Below are 14,008 nucleotides of genomic sequence, written 5' to 3'. Positions count from 1 at the left end.
AGCCAGATCGCGGCGGCCCGGAACAGCGCCGCCCCCAGCCCGGATATCGCGATCACCTCGCCCATCAGGACGAACAGCGGCACGATGACGAGGACGAAGCTCCAGGTTTGCGAATAGGCAATATTGGCGATCTGCACCACCGCGCGGGGCGACACGAAAACCGCCGTGCCCGCGATGCCGATAAGCCCCATGCTGACCGCGACAGGAATGCGCAGCGCCAGCAGGAGCGTGAGTGCGCCGATAAACGCGGCGAACCACAAGGATGCGTCCATGATTGTCCCTTACCTTATTCCGTTGGCCGCGCCCGCAGGCGCTGCTGCGCCTCGGCAAGCCGCAGCAGGGCGGTCAGCACGAACTGGAGAACCCCGACCGGCCCGATGACCTGTATCCATTTCAGCTGGACGACGACGACCGCATTCGCCAGGCGATTATCCCCGAAGGACCGCGCCGTAAGCTGCCAGAGATACCAGAAGAAGACCGCGCCGAACACGATGCAGGCGATGGCGGCCACATGATCCAGGTACTTCCTGAACACCCGTGGCACCAGCCCCTCGAACAGCTCGACCGTCACGTGCTGCCCGGCCTGAAGCGCCGGCGCAAGCGACAGGAACACCACGTAGACAAAGGCGATCTGGGCATAGTCATGCGCCCAGATCACCGGCGTGCCGAAGCTGCGCGCCAGAGTCGCCCAGACCACGATGATGCCGATCGCGGCGACCAGCACACAGGCGATGGCGGTAAAGAGGGCGTTCACCCCCTCTACCACGCGCCTGAAAAGCGAAATCGCCGCCATCGGACCGTCTGTGCTTAGCTGGGCACTCACTGTTGCGTCCGGTAGGAGTACAGTTTCGAGACCAGGCTTTTACCGGTTTCGTCCGTAACGGTGCCCAGCAACTCCTCGAACACGGGGTCCCAGGCACGCGCCAGCCCGTTCCGCGCCTCGGGCGTCATCATGTAACGCTGCGCCTTTTCGTCGATCTGGGCGATGGCCGCGGCATTGATTTCGCGCAGGCGCTTGGTGCCCTTGGAGGTCATCTCTTTCGAGATCTGGCCGACGGTTTCGCGCTGTTCGTCGGTCAGCCCTTCCCAGACGTCGTTGCCGACGATGGTGATCAGCCCGTTGCCGGTGAAATCGTAGCCCGAGAAATACGGGGCGACCTCGTACATCGAGCTGGCCAGGAAGATCGTGGGCACCGTCAGGGCGCAATCGACCGTGCCGTTCTGCAGCGCGGTGTAGATATCCGACGCCGGCAGCGCGATGGGCGTGCCGCCCGCGGCCTCGACCTGCTTGGCCTGCCAGCGGCCGGCGGCGCGGATCTTCTTGCCGTTCCAGTCGTCCACGGTTTCAAGGAACCCGTCGCGGCAGGCGATACCGCCGCCGAAGGCCGGGATCATCCACAGCGCCTTGACGTCATGCTGGGCAAGCAGGGCTTCGATCTGGGGAAAGATCTCGGCCATGGCGTCCTCGGTCGGGGGATTGTCGGTCGGCACGCCGTCGCCCATCTCGATCGCGGCGAAGGCCGGGATGACACCCGCCATCGCGGACACCACCGCCTGCGCGGCCGGGACCACGCCGCTGCCCACCGCATCCAGCGCCTCGGGGATCGAGACCAGCGCGGCGTTGAAATCGGGCTGGAAATGGATCTCGCCATCGGTCGCCTCGGACACGGCTTCGGACCATTCGACGCCGATCTGCGAAAACTCGTTCGCGGCGTTGAACGGCAGCGAATACGGGAACTCCTCGCCGATTGCGCTTGTCGCAAGGCACATCGCCAGCAGCGAACTCAGTGTGTATCTCTTCATGGTTGCTTCCTCCCTTGGTGAAATCGGGCGAACGGGCCCGGAACTGGTACTCTGGCCGGGGGTCACGTCATGCCATGCCCCCGGTACATGATGCCCTGCCCGGCCTCAGGCCGGGGCACGGTCCGCGCCTTCGGACGTTCGATAGATCACACCCGCAAGCGCCTCGTCCCTGACCCGGCGCCGGAACGCCTCGATCGTGTCGGGCCAGTGGGTAAAGACCTTGCCGTCGCCACCGACGCGGTAGTAGGAAATGCAGTTGCCCTGCACCATCACGCTGGCATCGGCGCGCGCCTGGATATCCTCGTTGAACAGGCGATAGGCGTCGGCGTCGACCTCCACCACATCCGCGCCCTGCGCCTGCACGCCGGCCATCGCATCGAGGATGAAGCCGGTCTGCGCCTCGACCATGTCGGTCACCGAGGCGCCGCCGCCGTTCGGCCCGCAGATCATGAAGAAATTGGGGAACCCGTCGACCATGGTGCCGAAATAGGCATGCGGCACCTCGTGCCACTCCTCGGCAAGCACGCGGTCGTCGCGGCCCTTGACCACCAGGTTGCCCAGCATGTTGGCCGGTTCGAACCCGGTCGCCCAGATCACCATGTCGACCGGGTAACGGTCGCCTTCGACATCGACGATGCAATCGCCCGACAGGCCGGACACGCCGCGCCCGATCAGTTCGACGTTGTCGCGGCCGATGGCGGGATAGTAATCGGTGCTGAACAGCGGCCGCTTGCAACCGAAACGGTACTTCGGCGTCAGCACCTCGCGGGCATGCGGGTCCGTGACCTGTTCGTCGAACAGTTCCTGCCAGACCGCCTCCTGCTCGGCGATGATCTCGCTGTTCATGGGAAAGCGCGATTTCGCAATCACCTCGAAACGTTCGAACCACTCCATGCGGCGCGCGTGTTGCTGCTCGGCGAATTCCGGGCTGTTGCGGTCCTGATCGGCGAACGAGATATCCGGCCGCGGCAGGACATAGGACGGCGTGCGCACGAAGACATAAAGCTTGTCCGCCAGTTCAGCGGCGTAGGGCACGACCTGGATCGAGGTCGCGCCGCCCCCGACAAGGGCAACACGCTTGCCCTTAAGGTCGATCCCGTCATGCCAGTCCGACGTGTGGATCGACTCGCCAGTGAAACCTTCAAGCCCCTCGATCCTGGGCAGCGTCGGCTGCGAGAACAGCCCCCCCGACCAGATCAGGTAACGCGCGCTCCACGACCGGCCGTCCGTGCTGGTGACATGCCAGCAGGCAGCTGCCTCGTCCCACTCGGCCGTGTCGATGCGGGTGTTGAAGGCGATCTTCGGCGTCACGCCGAAACGGTCGGACAGCTCGTGAAGGTAGGCCCGGATTTCATTGCCCGGTGCGAAATTGGTCGACCACTTGTTGCCGGGGTAGAAGCTGTAGGCGTAAAGGTCGATGGGCGTGTCGCAGGCCACGTTCGGATAACGGTGCTGGCGCCAGACGCCGCCGACCTCGTCGGCCGCCTCGATCACCACGATATTGCTGCACCCGCCTTCGATAAGCTGCGCCGCCGCGCCCACGCCGCCCAGCCCGGCGCCGATGACAAGCACATCGAGCATCCCTTGCGGATCGGGTGTCGTTTCCCGGTTGATCACGTTCATTGTCCGACATGCCCCTCGGCTTGCGCCGCAACGGCGGCATCCCTGCCCCGGGCGGTCGTGTGACCTGCAATTGCTTTCATCGTAATGCTCCTCCCTTGTCGCGGCGCCGCGGAATGCGATTGCATGGCCCCGCGCCGCCGCTTGTCCTTGCAGTTCCCGCGCGCCACGGCATTGCCGGCCGGCGCGCAGGGTCGGTCAGTCGTAGCTCAACCCGCCATCGACGGTCAGCGTCTGCCCGGTGATGAAGCTGCTGGCCTCGCTGGAAAAGAACAGCACCGCGCCGCACAAATCCTCGGCGGTTTCCAGGCGCGGAATGGACCGCATCTGCAGGAACGCCTCCATCTGGGCCGGGCTGACGGTTTCGCGGGACACCTCGGTATGGGTCGCGCCCGGCAGCAGGCAGTTGACGGTGATGCCGTCGGGGCCCAGCTCGCGCGCGACCGAGCGGGTCATCCCCACCAGCGCCGCCTTGCTTGTCGTGTAATGCAGGTAATGGGGCCGCCCCATCGCCCATGCCGCCGACGAGATATTGACGATGCGGCCCCACTTGTTCTTCCGCATCAGCGGCAGCGCGCCGCGCGTGGTCAGCATGACGCCGGTGACGTTGACATCCATCACCTTGCGCCACTCGGATGTCGGAATATCCTCGAAAGGCCGCATCTTAAGCGTCGAAAAAAGCGCCGCATTGTTGATCAGGATGTCGAGGCGGCCGAACTCCTGTTCGACCCTCTCGTACATCGCGGCGACCGAGTCCTCCGACGCGACGTCGACGGCCACCGCGATGGCCTGCCCGCCCGCGTCGCGGACTTCCTGTGCCACGCTTTCGGCGTTGTCGGCGGCGATGTCGGCCACCACCACGGCCGCCCCGAAGCGGGCGAATTCCCTGCTGTAGGCCCGGCCGAGCCCCTGCCCGGCACCGGTGACAAGCGCGACCTTCCCGGAGAAATCAAGAAACCCGGTCATGCCCGGCCAATCCCGGCAGCCACGTTCCGGTCACGGCACCACGCCGGCGAATAATGCTGAATACGCACCCTGCAAGCCCTCCCAAGCTTCTCCTCCGCAGTATGTAGTTCAGTCTTAGATATCTACAAAAGAACGTCAAATATGTCTTTGTAAACTTTTCATAACGATGGCCTTATACATCTTCAGGCTGTCCCTCACCGCACCGCGTCCGGCATCGCAACCGCCCTGCCGGACACCCGCGGCCTTGACAGCGGGGGCGGTTGCGGCCCAACCTGACCCGGTCAGACGAAACACCCGGGGCGCGCGCGCGCCGTGACCGGGGCAGGCATGGCGCCTTCGTGCAGTGGCAAGCGATGCGTTCGCGCGCCGGGACAGACCAGAAGCAGATGACCGGCTCAAAGAAAACGGACCCCACCCCCTTCGACACCAGCATCCGGGCACGGATGGGCCACGTCACGCTCCACAAGGTCGAGGTGTTCCGCACCGTCGCGCAGCTGTCCAGCGTCACGAAAGCCGCGAAACAGCTTGGCATCGCCCAGCCCGCAGTGACGGCGCATGTCAGGAGCCTTGAGGAAAAGTTCGAAACCAAGCTGATCAACCGCGTCGGGCGGTCGGTCGAACTGACCGAGGCCGGCAAGAGGGTCTATCGCTGGGCCAACAGCATGGTCGTGGGCAGCACCGAGATCGCCCGCGAGCTGCAGCATCTCAAGGCAGGCGAGGTCGGCGCGGCCTGGATTTCATCCTCGATGGTCGTGGGCACCTACGTGCTGCCGGGGATCGTGATTGATTTCCAGAGGCGGTTCGCGGGGGCGCGGATACGGGTCAACACGTCCAATCCCCGCGTCGCCATGGAGGCCGTGCGCCTTGGCGAATCCGATTTCGCCGTCACCATCCTGGACAAGGACCAGCCGTTCGAGGACCTCGAATTCGAGCATCTTTATACCGAACCGCTGCGGTTGGTCGCGGCGCCGGACTCGACGCTTGTGGGCAGCCGGGTCACGCCGCCGCAACTGGCCACGCTGCCATTCGTCACCCCGCCCGCCGGCTATATCGCGCGCGACGTCGAAGACGATATCCTGCGCTCCTACGGCATCGTGCGGCGCAACATCGTGCTGGAATTCGGCCACCCCGAGGCCATCCTGCAGGCCGTTCGGGCGGACAGGGCCGTGAGCATCATCCTGGAAAGCTCGATCGAGGCGGATATCGCCGCCGGCACGCTGCGCATGGTCGAGATCGCGGACGCGCCGATCAACGTGCCGCTGTACCTGATCCGCAGGAAGACCAAGATATTCTCGAACCTGCAAAATCGCCTTGTCGGCGAAATCCGCGATTACTTCACGCGAAAGACGCTCGACCGCAGCGCCGGCTGAGCCTGCGGACTCAGCCCGAGGGGGTGCCCCGGAAATCGGGCGCGCGGCCGGCCAGGAACGCGGCGATCCCCTCGCGGCCCTCGGGGCGTCCTGCGGCATCCACGATATTCTGCACCTCGCGGTCCATCTGGTCGGCGAAGGTGCTTAGGAACGCCTCGTGCAGCAGCCCCCGCGCCTGCCCCATCGCCGCCACCGCGCCGTTCGCCAGGTCGCGGGCCAGCGCCATGCCCTCGTCCTCCAGCGCCCCTTCGGCGACGGTCCGTGTGATCAGCCCGATCTCTGCCGCCTCGGGCGCGGGCACGCGGCGGCTGGTGACAAGCAGATCCTGCGCGCGGCGCATCCCCACCAGGCGCGGCAGCGTCCATGTCATGCCGCCATCCGGGGTCAGCCCGATCTTGCCGTAGGCGCATGTGAAATAGGCACCCGGCGCGGCAAGCGCGATATCGCCGGCGATCGCCATGCTCATCCCCGCGCCGGCGGCCGGGCCGTTCACCAGCGTGACCAGCGGTTTCGGCATCGCCGCAAAGCGGTTGAGGGCCTTGTGCAAGGTGCCCGCCAGACGCGTCATTCCGACGGTCGGATCGTCGCCCCCGGACAGGAATTCGGTTATGTCGCCGCCCACGCAGAACATCCGCCCGGCGCCGGTCAGCACGACCACGCGCACCGCCGGATCGTCGGCCACCTGCCCCGCGATCGCCAGCAGCGCGTCGGCCATCGCCTGCCCCAGCGCATTGCCCTTGTCGGGACGGTTCAGGGTGATCCGCGCGATACCGTCGGCAATCTCCAGCAGCACCTGGTTGTCAGACATGGGCTTTCCTTTCGTGCTCAGGCATACAACGCCTCGATATCGCCTGCGTATTTCTGCGCGATATTGGCGCGGCGCACCTTCATCGTGGCCGTCACCTCGTCATCGTCGTGATCCAGTTCCTTGGTCAGCAGGTGGAACTTGCGGATGCGCGCGACATTGGCAAGGCTGCTGTTGGCGCGGTCGATCTCGGCGGCGACCAGGTCGCGCACCGCGGGGTTTTCCGACAGGTTGCGAAAATTGGTGTAGGGAATGCCCTGTTCCTCGGCCCATTTGCCGACGGTTTCAAAGTCGATCTGGATCAGCGCGGCCACGAATTTGCGCCGCTCGCCGATGGCGATGCATTCCTTGATGAAGGGGCTGCCCTTGACCGTGTTCTCGATCTCGGAAGGGCTGAGGTTCTTGCCCCCCGCGGTGATCATGATGTCCTTGAGGCGGTCGACGACACGGTATTGCCCGTCGCGGACATCGACGACATCCCCGGTATGCAGCCAGCCGTCGCGGATGGTGCTTTTGGTGGCCTCGTCGTTCTTGTAGTAGCCGGCAAAGACGATATCGCCCCTGACCAGCAGCTCATCGGCCTCGCCCAGGCGCACGTCGGCGTTCACCACCACCTCGCCCACGCTGCCGGGATCGAGATGGGACAGGCGCTGCCCCAGCACCACGCCCGATGTTTCGGTGGCGCCGTAGACCTCGATCAGCGGCACGCCAATGGTGCGGAAAAATGCCACGATACTGGGCGAGATCGGCGCCGCGCCCGTCATCGCGATCCGCGTGCGCCGCAGCCCGATAAAGTTCTGCAGCGCGCGGAACACCAGCCAGTACCAGAAGGCGAAGGTCAGTTTCTGCCCCAGCGTCCGTTGCGCCCGCGGCACCGTCGCCAGCGGCTCGCACGCCCGCATCGCCCGGTCATAGAGCGCCTTGCGATATCCCCCTGCCTCGAGCATCCGAATATGGATGGCGGAATGCAGCTTTTCCCAGATCCGCGGCACGCCCAGGAACATCGAGGGGGCAAGTTCGCGCAGGTCTTCCTGGACGGTGCGCAGCGACTCGCCGAAATTCACCAGGCTGCCGTTGTAAAGCGGCGCCATGACCGTCGTCATCTGCTCGGCCACGTGGCAGAGCGGCAGGTAGGACAGGTGCGAATCCGCCGCCGTCAGCCCCAGCCGTTCGGTGACCGCCACCGCCTGCGCGCGCAGGTTGCGATAGGTCAGCATCGCGCCCTTGGGCTTGCCGGTCGAGCCCGAGGTATAGATCATCAGCGCGATATCATCGAGGGTCTGGCGCCCCAGCACCTCCTCGACCATGCGATGCCCCTCGTCCCCGGCGGCGCGGCCTTCGGCCTCGAGCTGCGCGAAAGAGGTGACAAACTCGCCGGGATAGCTGCGCATTCCCTTGGTTTCGATCACCACGATGCGGGCCAGGCGCGGCAGGCTGTCGCGCACTTCCAGCACCTTGTCGACCTGTTCCTGATCCTCGCAGATCACGATCTCGGCGTCGGAATGTTCCAGCACATAGGCCACCTCGGCGGCGGGGCTGGTCGGGTAGACGCCCACGGTGATCGCACCGCAACAGCCCGCCCCCATCTGCGCCAGCACCCATTCGATCCGGTTCTCGGACAGGACGGCCATGTGCCCGCCCTCGGGCAGGCCCAGACGGCGCAGCCCGGCGGCGACGTCGCGCGCGCGGTCGTAATATCCCTGCCAGGTGGTGACCTGCCAGATGCCGTAATCCTTTTGCCGGATCGCCGTGCGCGCGGGATGGGCCTGCGCGTTCTGGCGCAGCATCTGCGGCAGCGTGTAATCTGGATAGTCCGGTGTCATGCCTGCATCTCTCCGGTCTCAGGACAGCCAGCGCTTGCGACGCTTGTAATGCTTGATTTCGCGGTAGCTGCGCGATTTTTCGCCATCGGACTGGCCAAGGTAGAACTCGCGCACGTCCTGGTCGGCCATCAGCCGCTCGGACGGGCCGTCGAGCTGGATCTTGCCGTTTTCCATGATGTAGCCGTAATGCGCGATGGCAAAGGCAACCGCCGCGTTCTGTTCGACCAGCAGCATCGACACGCCGGTCTGGCGGTTGATCCGGCCGATGATGGTAAAGATCTCTTCGACCAGCAGCGGCGACAGGCCCAGCGACGGCTCGTCCAGCAGGATCAGCGAGGGCTGCGCGATCAGCGCGCGGCCGATGGCCAGCATCTGCTGTTCCCCGCCGGACAGGTACCCGGCGCGGGACTGGCGCCTTTCGTACAGGCGCGGGAAATAGTCATAGACCATGTCGAAAGAGGTGCGTTTCACCCCCCGCCCAGACAGGGCGAAGGTGGCGGCGGTCAGGTTTTCCTCGACCGTCAGATCCTCGAAAACGCGCCGCCCCTCCATGACGTGAAACAGCCCCTTGCGCACCAGCGCGTGCGGCTCCATCCCGCGGGTGTCCTGCCCGTCGAAGCGGATACGCCCTGCCGTTACCTCGCCGTTTTCCAGCGACAGCAGGCGCGATACCGCCTTGAGGGTGGATGACTTCCCGGCCCCGTTGGAGCCGAGAAGAGTGACGACCTGACCGCGAGGCACCTTCAGGGACAAGCCCCTGAGAACCTGAACGGACTTGTTATAGACAAGCTCGATATTCTCGACGTCCAGAATGGTGTCCCCGGTCACGTGGCTTACTCCTTGTCGAGGCTGATCCAGTCCGACACCGCCACCATGCGGCCGGCCGATGCATCGAACTGGTAGACACGCCCGACGGGCACCGAGTTGCCGGGAACCGAGATCGGCACGCCCATGATCCCGCCGGTGTCGAAATCCTCGATCGTGTTCATGGCGGCCTTGAGGGTCTTGCCGTTCAGCTCTTCGCCATTGTCAAGGACGCGACGCGCGGATTCCGCCATCAGCATGGCCGACAGGAAGCCCTGCATATAGCCGGTGGCCTGATAGTCGGGGCGCATCTCGCGGATGGTTTCCATCATCGGGGCATTCTCGGCATCGTCGTAGTAATACCGATAGGGCATCACACCCATGAAGCCGTCGGCAGCCTCGCCCACGCCTTCCCAGAGCGAGCTGTCCATCGACCAGAACGTGCCCATGAACTTGGTCTCAAGCCCGAGCTGTTTCGCCTGGCTCATGAATTCAGGCAGCGGCGACAGGACATAGCCGTGGAACAGCGTGTAATCCGGGCGCGCGCGGCGCAGTTTCAGCACCTCGGTGGACACGTCGACCGAACCGGGCGCGGTGATGATTTCCTCGACGATCTCAAGCCCCAGCTCGGCGGCCTTGGCGCGGGTGCTTTCGATCGGGTCGCGGCCGAATTCGGTGTCCGAGTTCACCAGCACCAGGCGCGCGCCCGGCGTTTCCTGCGCGATATATTCCAGAAGGATGCCGAACATCTCGGAATAATCCGGGCCCGCCATGAAGATATAAGGGTATGCTTCGGGGTCGTTCAGCTCGCTTGCGAAGGACGCGCCGCCCATGATCATCTCGCCCGAGCGGGCCAGTTCCGGGGCGATGGTCTTGGCGAAGCCGGTCGAGTCGCCGTAATAGAGGTGGATCTCGTCCTGGCTGGTCAGCTTGTTGAACACCGCCACCGACTGATCGACCTTGTAGGCGGTATCCTCGTAGGCAAGACGCAGGTTGCGCCCGCCGATCCCGCCCTGATCGTTCACGATCTTGATGTAATCCTGCATCCCTGCCTCGACGGCGACACCGGCAAATCCGAAGACCCCGGTCATCGGAAGCGAACCGCCGATGACGATATCGCCGTCCTGCGCGCGGGCCGCGCCCACACCGATGGCAAGGCTTGCCGCCCCGGCCATCAGGCCCATCATTGTACGTCTGGTCGTTTTGAACATTTTAGTTCCTCCCTGGGTTTGCGACGTGTTGTCGTCAGGTTCTGAAGGGCCACAGCCGGAAGAACCGGCGCACCCTTTGTATGATCTCGGCCAGCCCCTGCGGCTCGAAGACCAGAAAACCGATGATGAGACCGCCGAAGACGATCGTGCGCACCGGCGACAGAAGCGTTCCGGCATTGGGCACCCACGGGCTGACCCATTCCACCACGAAGCGCAGCAGCTCCGGCGTGATGGTCATGAACACCGCGCCCACCACACCGCCGAGGATCGTGCCCATGCCGCCCACGATGATCGCCGCCAGCAGAAAGATCGACATCATGAAGGGGAAGCTTTCCGGCGTCACCACGCGAAAGAAATAGGCCCACATCCCGCCCGCGACCCCGGCATAGAACGACGCGATGGCAAAGCTCATCAGCTTGTATTGCAGCAGCGGGATGCCCAGCACCTCGGCCGAGATATCGCGGTCGCGGATGGCGATGAAGGCCCGCCCGATCCGGGTGCGAAAGATATTCGCCGCCGCCACCACCATGATGATCGTGACCGGCATGATCACCCAGTAAAGCTGGAAATAGGTGGTCAGTTCCATCCCCGGTATCCTGGCCGGGGCGACGTTGATGCCCGTGTTGCCGCCGGTCACGCTTTCCCAGTGCACGAAGACGAAATGCAGGATGAACGAGGCCGCGATCGTGGCGATGGCCAGGTACAGCCCCTTGACCCGCAGGCTGGGGATGCCCACCACGATGCCCAGGGCCGCCGCCGCCAGCCCCGCCCCCACGAGGTTGACAAGAAAGGGCGTGCCCAGGTCGCGCTCCATCCAGGCGACGGTATAGGCGCCCACCGCCATGAAGGCCGCCTGCCCCAGGCTGACCTGCCCGGTGAACCCGGTCAGGATGTTCAGCCCGGTCGCGGCGACCACGTTGATCGTCATCAGGCAGACCATGTAGAGCCAGTAATCGTTCACCGAGAACGGCACGATCACCAGGAAGGCCAGGAAGATCGCCATCCAGACCCTTTGCGGTTTCGTGGTCAGCAGCGCCTCGTCGGCGCGATAGCTTTCTTTCGCCGTGCCGATGATCATCGCTTACAGCCTTTCGATTTCATGGGTGCCGAACAGGCCGTAGGGCCGGATCATCAGCGCGACGATCAGCAGGCTGAAGGTGACGACGCTGGTATATTCGCCGCCCAGGTAGGTGCCCGTCCAGGACTGGATCAGCCCCAGTGCCAGCCCGCCGACCAGCGCGCCCAGGATCGAATCGAGCCCGCCCACGATCACCACGACCAGCGCGGACAGGCCGAAAATGCCCATCGTGGGGGAAATGCCGCTGATCGCGCCCAGCAGAACGCCGGCCCCGGCGGCGGTGGCGCAGCCGATGATCCACGCCAGCGAGAACACGCCCGGCACGTTGATGCCGCAGGAATAGGCCGCCGCCTGGTCGGTCGCCGTGGCGCGCAGCGCGACGCCGCCCCGCCAGAACCGGAACAGGACCAGGAAGACGGTCACGACAATGCCCGCCACCACGAAGGCCACGGCGATCTTGCGCGACACGTAAGCCTCGCCCAGGAACAGCGGCGCGGTGGCGATGAAATTCGGCAGGCTGCGCGGATCGGTGCCCCAGATCAGCTCGACCAGCCCGACCAGCACCGAGCCGAGGCCGACCGTCACCATGAAGACCGAGATCGCGGCCTCGCCCAGCATCGGGCGGATGATGCCGCGTTCGACGATGCCGCCCACGATGCCGCCGCCGATCACCGCCAGCGGGATCGCCACCCAGGGCGACAGCCCCATGCCGGCGGCGAAGGCGAAGAACAGATAGCCGCCCAGCATCAGGATCTCGCCCACGGCAAGGTTCACGACCTGCGTCGCCTTGTAGATCAGGACAAAGGCCAGCGCCGTCAGAGACAGCAGCGCGCCCGAGCCAAGCCCGGCCAGCGACACCTCGATAAAGAACAGCCAGTCGCTCAATGCTCCGCCTCCTCGTGCAATCGCTTCATCAGGGCGGCGGGATCGCCGCTGCCCAGATACGCCTCGGCGACATGCGGATCGGCCTGCACCTCGGCCGGCAGGCCCTCGGCGATCACCTCGCCGAAATTCAGCACCGTCACGTGATCCGAGATATCCATGATCAGGCCCATATCGTGTTCGACCATCAGGATGGTGACGCCCCACTCTTCCTTGACGTCCAGGATGAAGCGGGCCATGTCCTCGGTCTCTTCGCGGTTCATGCCCGCCACCGGTTCGTCCAGCAGCAGGATACGCGGCTGCATCGCCAGCGCGCGGGCCAGTTCCACCCGCTTCTGCAACCCGTAGGACAGGACCGAAACCGGCATGTTGCGGATATGGTCGATTTCCAGGAAGTCGATGATGCGCTCTTCGACATCGCGGCGCAGCGCCTCTTCCTCGCGCGCGGCGGCGCCGGAATAGAGCATCGCCTGCAGCAGGTTCGTCTTCATATGGGCGTGGCGGCCCAGCTTGATGTTGTCCAGAACGGTCATGCCGCGGAACAGCGCGATATTCTGGAACGACCGCGCGATCCCCAGCGCCGCGCGCCTTGGCGGGCGCAGCGCGCTGATATCCTGCCCGTCCAGCAGAACCTGCCCCGACGACGGCCGGTAAAACCCGGAAATGCAGTTGAACACCGATGTCTTGCCGGCGCCGTTCGGCCCGATCACCGCCGTGATCGACCCGGCCTTCGCCTCGAACGACACATCGCGCAGCGCCTTGACCCCGCCGAAAGACAGCGTCACGCCCGCAACCTTCAGCGCGGCCGCATCACTCATGCGCATACCCCCATGGCCTGCATGGTGGTCGCACCCGGCATCCGGGTCAAGCCCCCGTTGGTCAACACCGATCCTCCCCCTCGTTGCCCGGGATTACCCCCCGGTTGACCGGAATGTTACTCATGGGTAAATTGATGACGCAAGAGGAAATGTCGGACAAACGGGCCCGTGGCGGACAATTTGCAGAATAACGTTTCGTCACCATGGCCGGGAAAGGCCGACCGCGCGCGGCAACGCGCCCTCAAGCGCGAGGCGGTGCTGACGACGGCGGTGCGGTTCTTCAACCAGAAGGGGTTTCACGCGACATCGCTCGACGACGTGGCCGAGGCGCTGAACGTGACCAAGCCGACGATCTATCATTATTTCAAAAGCAAGGACGAGATCCTGTTCGATTGCGTCAAGCAGGGGCTCGAGGCGATCCGCGCCGCCGCCGAACGGGTCGAGGCGCAGGGCGGCACCGGCATCGAAAGGCTGCGCTCGCTGGCCTATGATTACGCGATCTGCATGACGCAGGATTTCTGCATCTGCATCACCCGCACCGCGGATCACGAACTGTCCCCGAAATCGCGGGCGCGGTTCCGCGCGCTCAAGCGCGAGATCGACCAGACCATGCGCCAGGTGATCCGCGACGGCATCGCCGACGGCACGATCGCGCAGGGGGACGAGCGGATCATCTCGTTCACCATGGCCGGGGCGCTGAACTGGATCGCGCGGTGGTTCACTCCCGAGGGCCCGATGTCGCGCGAAGAGGTCGCCGAGGCGACCGTGGCGCAGCTGATGTCGGGCGTGCTGCCCCGGCAGGAGGCACCGGGCCGCTGACGGCCCGGC

14 protein-coding genes are annotated in these 14,008 nt (G+C 65.0%); 2 read left to right on the top strand and 12 right to left on the bottom strand.

From position 1 onward, the window contains the following. From F3H87_RS18620 to F3H87_RS18600, 5 genes are all read right to left on the bottom strand, one after another. Positions 1-272, bottom strand: a 272-nt coding sequence (locus F3H87_RS18620) for a TRAP transporter large permease subunit (RefSeq protein ID WP_149792011.1), incomplete at its 3' end; no start/stop codon positions are given. A 14-nt stretch (positions 273-286) separates the two neighbouring features. Then, on the bottom strand, positions 287-793 hold the full coding sequence (locus tag F3H87_RS18615; protein WP_149789403.1) for a TRAP transporter small permease: 507 nt from the start codon (positions 791-793) through the stop codon (positions 287-289). Between the two features lie 26 nt (positions 794-819). Next, a complete protein-coding gene (locus tag F3H87_RS18610; protein WP_149789402.1) occupies positions 820-1,803 on the bottom strand; it encodes a TRAP transporter substrate-binding protein in 984 nt (327 codons plus the stop codon). 105 nt (positions 1,804-1,908) lie between these two features. Further along, positions 1,909-3,426 (bottom strand): flavin-containing monooxygenase, encoded by a 1,518-nt coding sequence (locus tag F3H87_RS18605; RefSeq protein ID WP_149789401.1) that lies wholly within the window; start codon positions 3,424-3,426, stop codon positions 1,909-1,911. 195 nt (positions 3,427-3,621) lie between these two features. Beyond that, on the bottom strand, positions 3,622-4,389 hold the full coding sequence (locus F3H87_RS18600) for an SDR family NAD(P)-dependent oxidoreductase (protein WP_149789400.1): 768 nt from the start codon (positions 4,387-4,389) through the stop codon (positions 3,622-3,624). Between the two features lie 386 nt (positions 4,390-4,775). On the opposite strand from F3H87_RS18600, the gene F3H87_RS18595 reads away from it, so the two are divergent. Continuing rightward, positions 4,776-5,759, top strand: a complete 984-nt coding sequence (locus F3H87_RS18595; protein WP_188129265.1) for a LysR family transcriptional regulator — start codon at positions 4,776-4,778, stop codon at positions 5,757-5,759. 10 nt (positions 5,760-5,769) lie between these two features. Here F3H87_RS18595 and F3H87_RS18590 read toward each other — a convergent pair whose 3' ends face one another. From F3H87_RS18590 to F3H87_RS18560, 7 genes are read right to left on the bottom strand one after another with little or no spacing between them, the layout of a single operon-like run. Continuing rightward, positions 5,770-6,567 (bottom strand): enoyl-CoA hydratase/isomerase family protein, encoded by a 798-nt coding sequence (locus F3H87_RS18590; protein WP_149789398.1) that lies wholly within the window; start codon positions 6,565-6,567, stop codon positions 5,770-5,772. Positions 6,568-6,584: 17 nt separating this feature from the next. Beyond that, positions 6,585-8,387, bottom strand: coding sequence for an AMP-dependent synthetase/ligase (locus F3H87_RS18585; RefSeq protein WP_149789397.1), 1,803 nt, complete (start codon positions 8,385-8,387; stop codon positions 6,585-6,587). Positions 8,388-8,405: 18 nt separating this feature from the next. Then, positions 8,406-9,215: an ABC transporter ATP-binding protein gene (locus tag F3H87_RS18580; protein WP_149789396.1), complete on the bottom strand. Its 810-nt coding sequence runs from the start codon at positions 9,213-9,215 to the stop codon at positions 8,406-8,408. A 5-nt stretch (positions 9,216-9,220) separates the two neighbouring features. After that, the gene (locus F3H87_RS18575) at positions 9,221-10,402 is read right to left on the bottom strand and encodes an ABC transporter substrate-binding protein (protein ID WP_149789395.1); all 1,182 of its coding nucleotides are present in this window, start codon (positions 10,400-10,402) and stop codon (positions 9,221-9,223) included. A gap of 34 nt (positions 10,403-10,436) precedes the next feature. Next, complete coding sequence (locus F3H87_RS18570) at positions 10,437-11,480, bottom strand: branched-chain amino acid ABC transporter permease (protein WP_149789394.1); 1,044 nt, start codon at positions 11,478-11,480, stop codon at positions 10,437-10,439. 3 nt (positions 11,481-11,483) lie between these two features. Then, positions 11,484-12,365: a branched-chain amino acid ABC transporter permease gene (locus tag F3H87_RS18565; protein ID WP_149789393.1), complete on the bottom strand. Its 882-nt coding sequence runs from the start codon at positions 12,363-12,365 to the stop codon at positions 11,484-11,486. After that, entirely contained in the window at positions 12,362-13,186 is an 825-nt protein-coding gene (locus F3H87_RS18560; RefSeq protein ID WP_149789392.1) for an ABC transporter ATP-binding protein, read from the bottom strand. The genes F3H87_RS18565 and F3H87_RS18560 overlap by 4 nt, the downstream gene beginning before the upstream one ends. A 174-nt stretch (positions 13,187-13,360) precedes the next feature. On the opposite strand from F3H87_RS18560, the gene F3H87_RS18555 reads away from it, so the two are divergent. Continuing rightward, complete coding sequence (locus F3H87_RS18555; RefSeq protein ID WP_223228129.1) at positions 13,361-13,999, top strand: TetR/AcrR family transcriptional regulator; 639 nt, start codon at positions 13,361-13,363, stop codon at positions 13,997-13,999. The last annotated feature ends 9 nt before the right edge of the window (positions 14,000-14,008 follow it).

Source organism: Lutimaribacter pacificus (assembly GCF_900142185.1).
GTDB classification, from domain to species: Bacteria; Pseudomonadota; Alphaproteobacteria; order Rhodobacterales; family Rhodobacteraceae; genus Lutimaribacter; species Lutimaribacter pacificus.
Note: the sequence above shows the minus strand (reverse complement) of the source record. Positions and strands in the feature narration are given on the sequence as shown.

Excerpts from the sequence above, each read along its gene's own strand:
- F3H87_RS18585 (WP_149789397.1), bottom strand. The coding sequence starts at position 8,387 with ATGACACCGGACTATCCAGATTACACGCTGCCGCAGATGCTGCGCCAG.
- F3H87_RS18605 (WP_149789401.1), bottom strand. The coding sequence starts at position 3,426 with ATGAACGTGATCAACCGGGAAACGACACCCGATCCGCAAGGGATGCTC.
- F3H87_RS18610 (WP_149789402.1), bottom strand. The coding sequence starts at position 1,803 with ATGAAGAGATACACACTGAGTTCGCTGCTGGCGATGTGCCTTGCGACA.
- F3H87_RS18595 (WP_188129265.1), top strand. The coding sequence starts at position 4,776 with ATGACCGGCTCAAAGAAAACGGACCCCACCCCCTTCGACACCAGCATC.
- F3H87_RS18600 (WP_149789400.1), bottom strand. The coding sequence starts at position 4,389 with ATGACCGGGTTTCTTGATTTCTCCGGGAAGGTCGCGCTTGTCACCGGT.
- F3H87_RS18575 (WP_149789395.1), bottom strand. The coding sequence starts at position 10,402 with ATGTTCAAAACGACCAGACGTACAATGATGGGCCTGATGGCCGGGGCG.
- F3H87_RS18615 (WP_149789403.1), bottom strand. The coding sequence starts at position 793 with ATGGCGGCGATTTCGCTTTTCAGGCGCGTGGTAGAGGGGGTGAACGCC.
- F3H87_RS18560 (WP_149789392.1), bottom strand. The coding sequence starts at position 13,186 with ATGCGCATGAGTGATGCGGCCGCGCTGAAGGTTGCGGGCGTGACGCTG.
- F3H87_RS18590 (WP_149789398.1), bottom strand. The coding sequence starts at position 6,567 with ATGTCTGACAACCAGGTGCTGCTGGAGATTGCCGACGGTATCGCGCGG.
- F3H87_RS18570 (WP_149789394.1), bottom strand. The coding sequence starts at position 11,480 with ATGATCATCGGCACGGCGAAAGAAAGCTATCGCGCCGACGAGGCGCTG.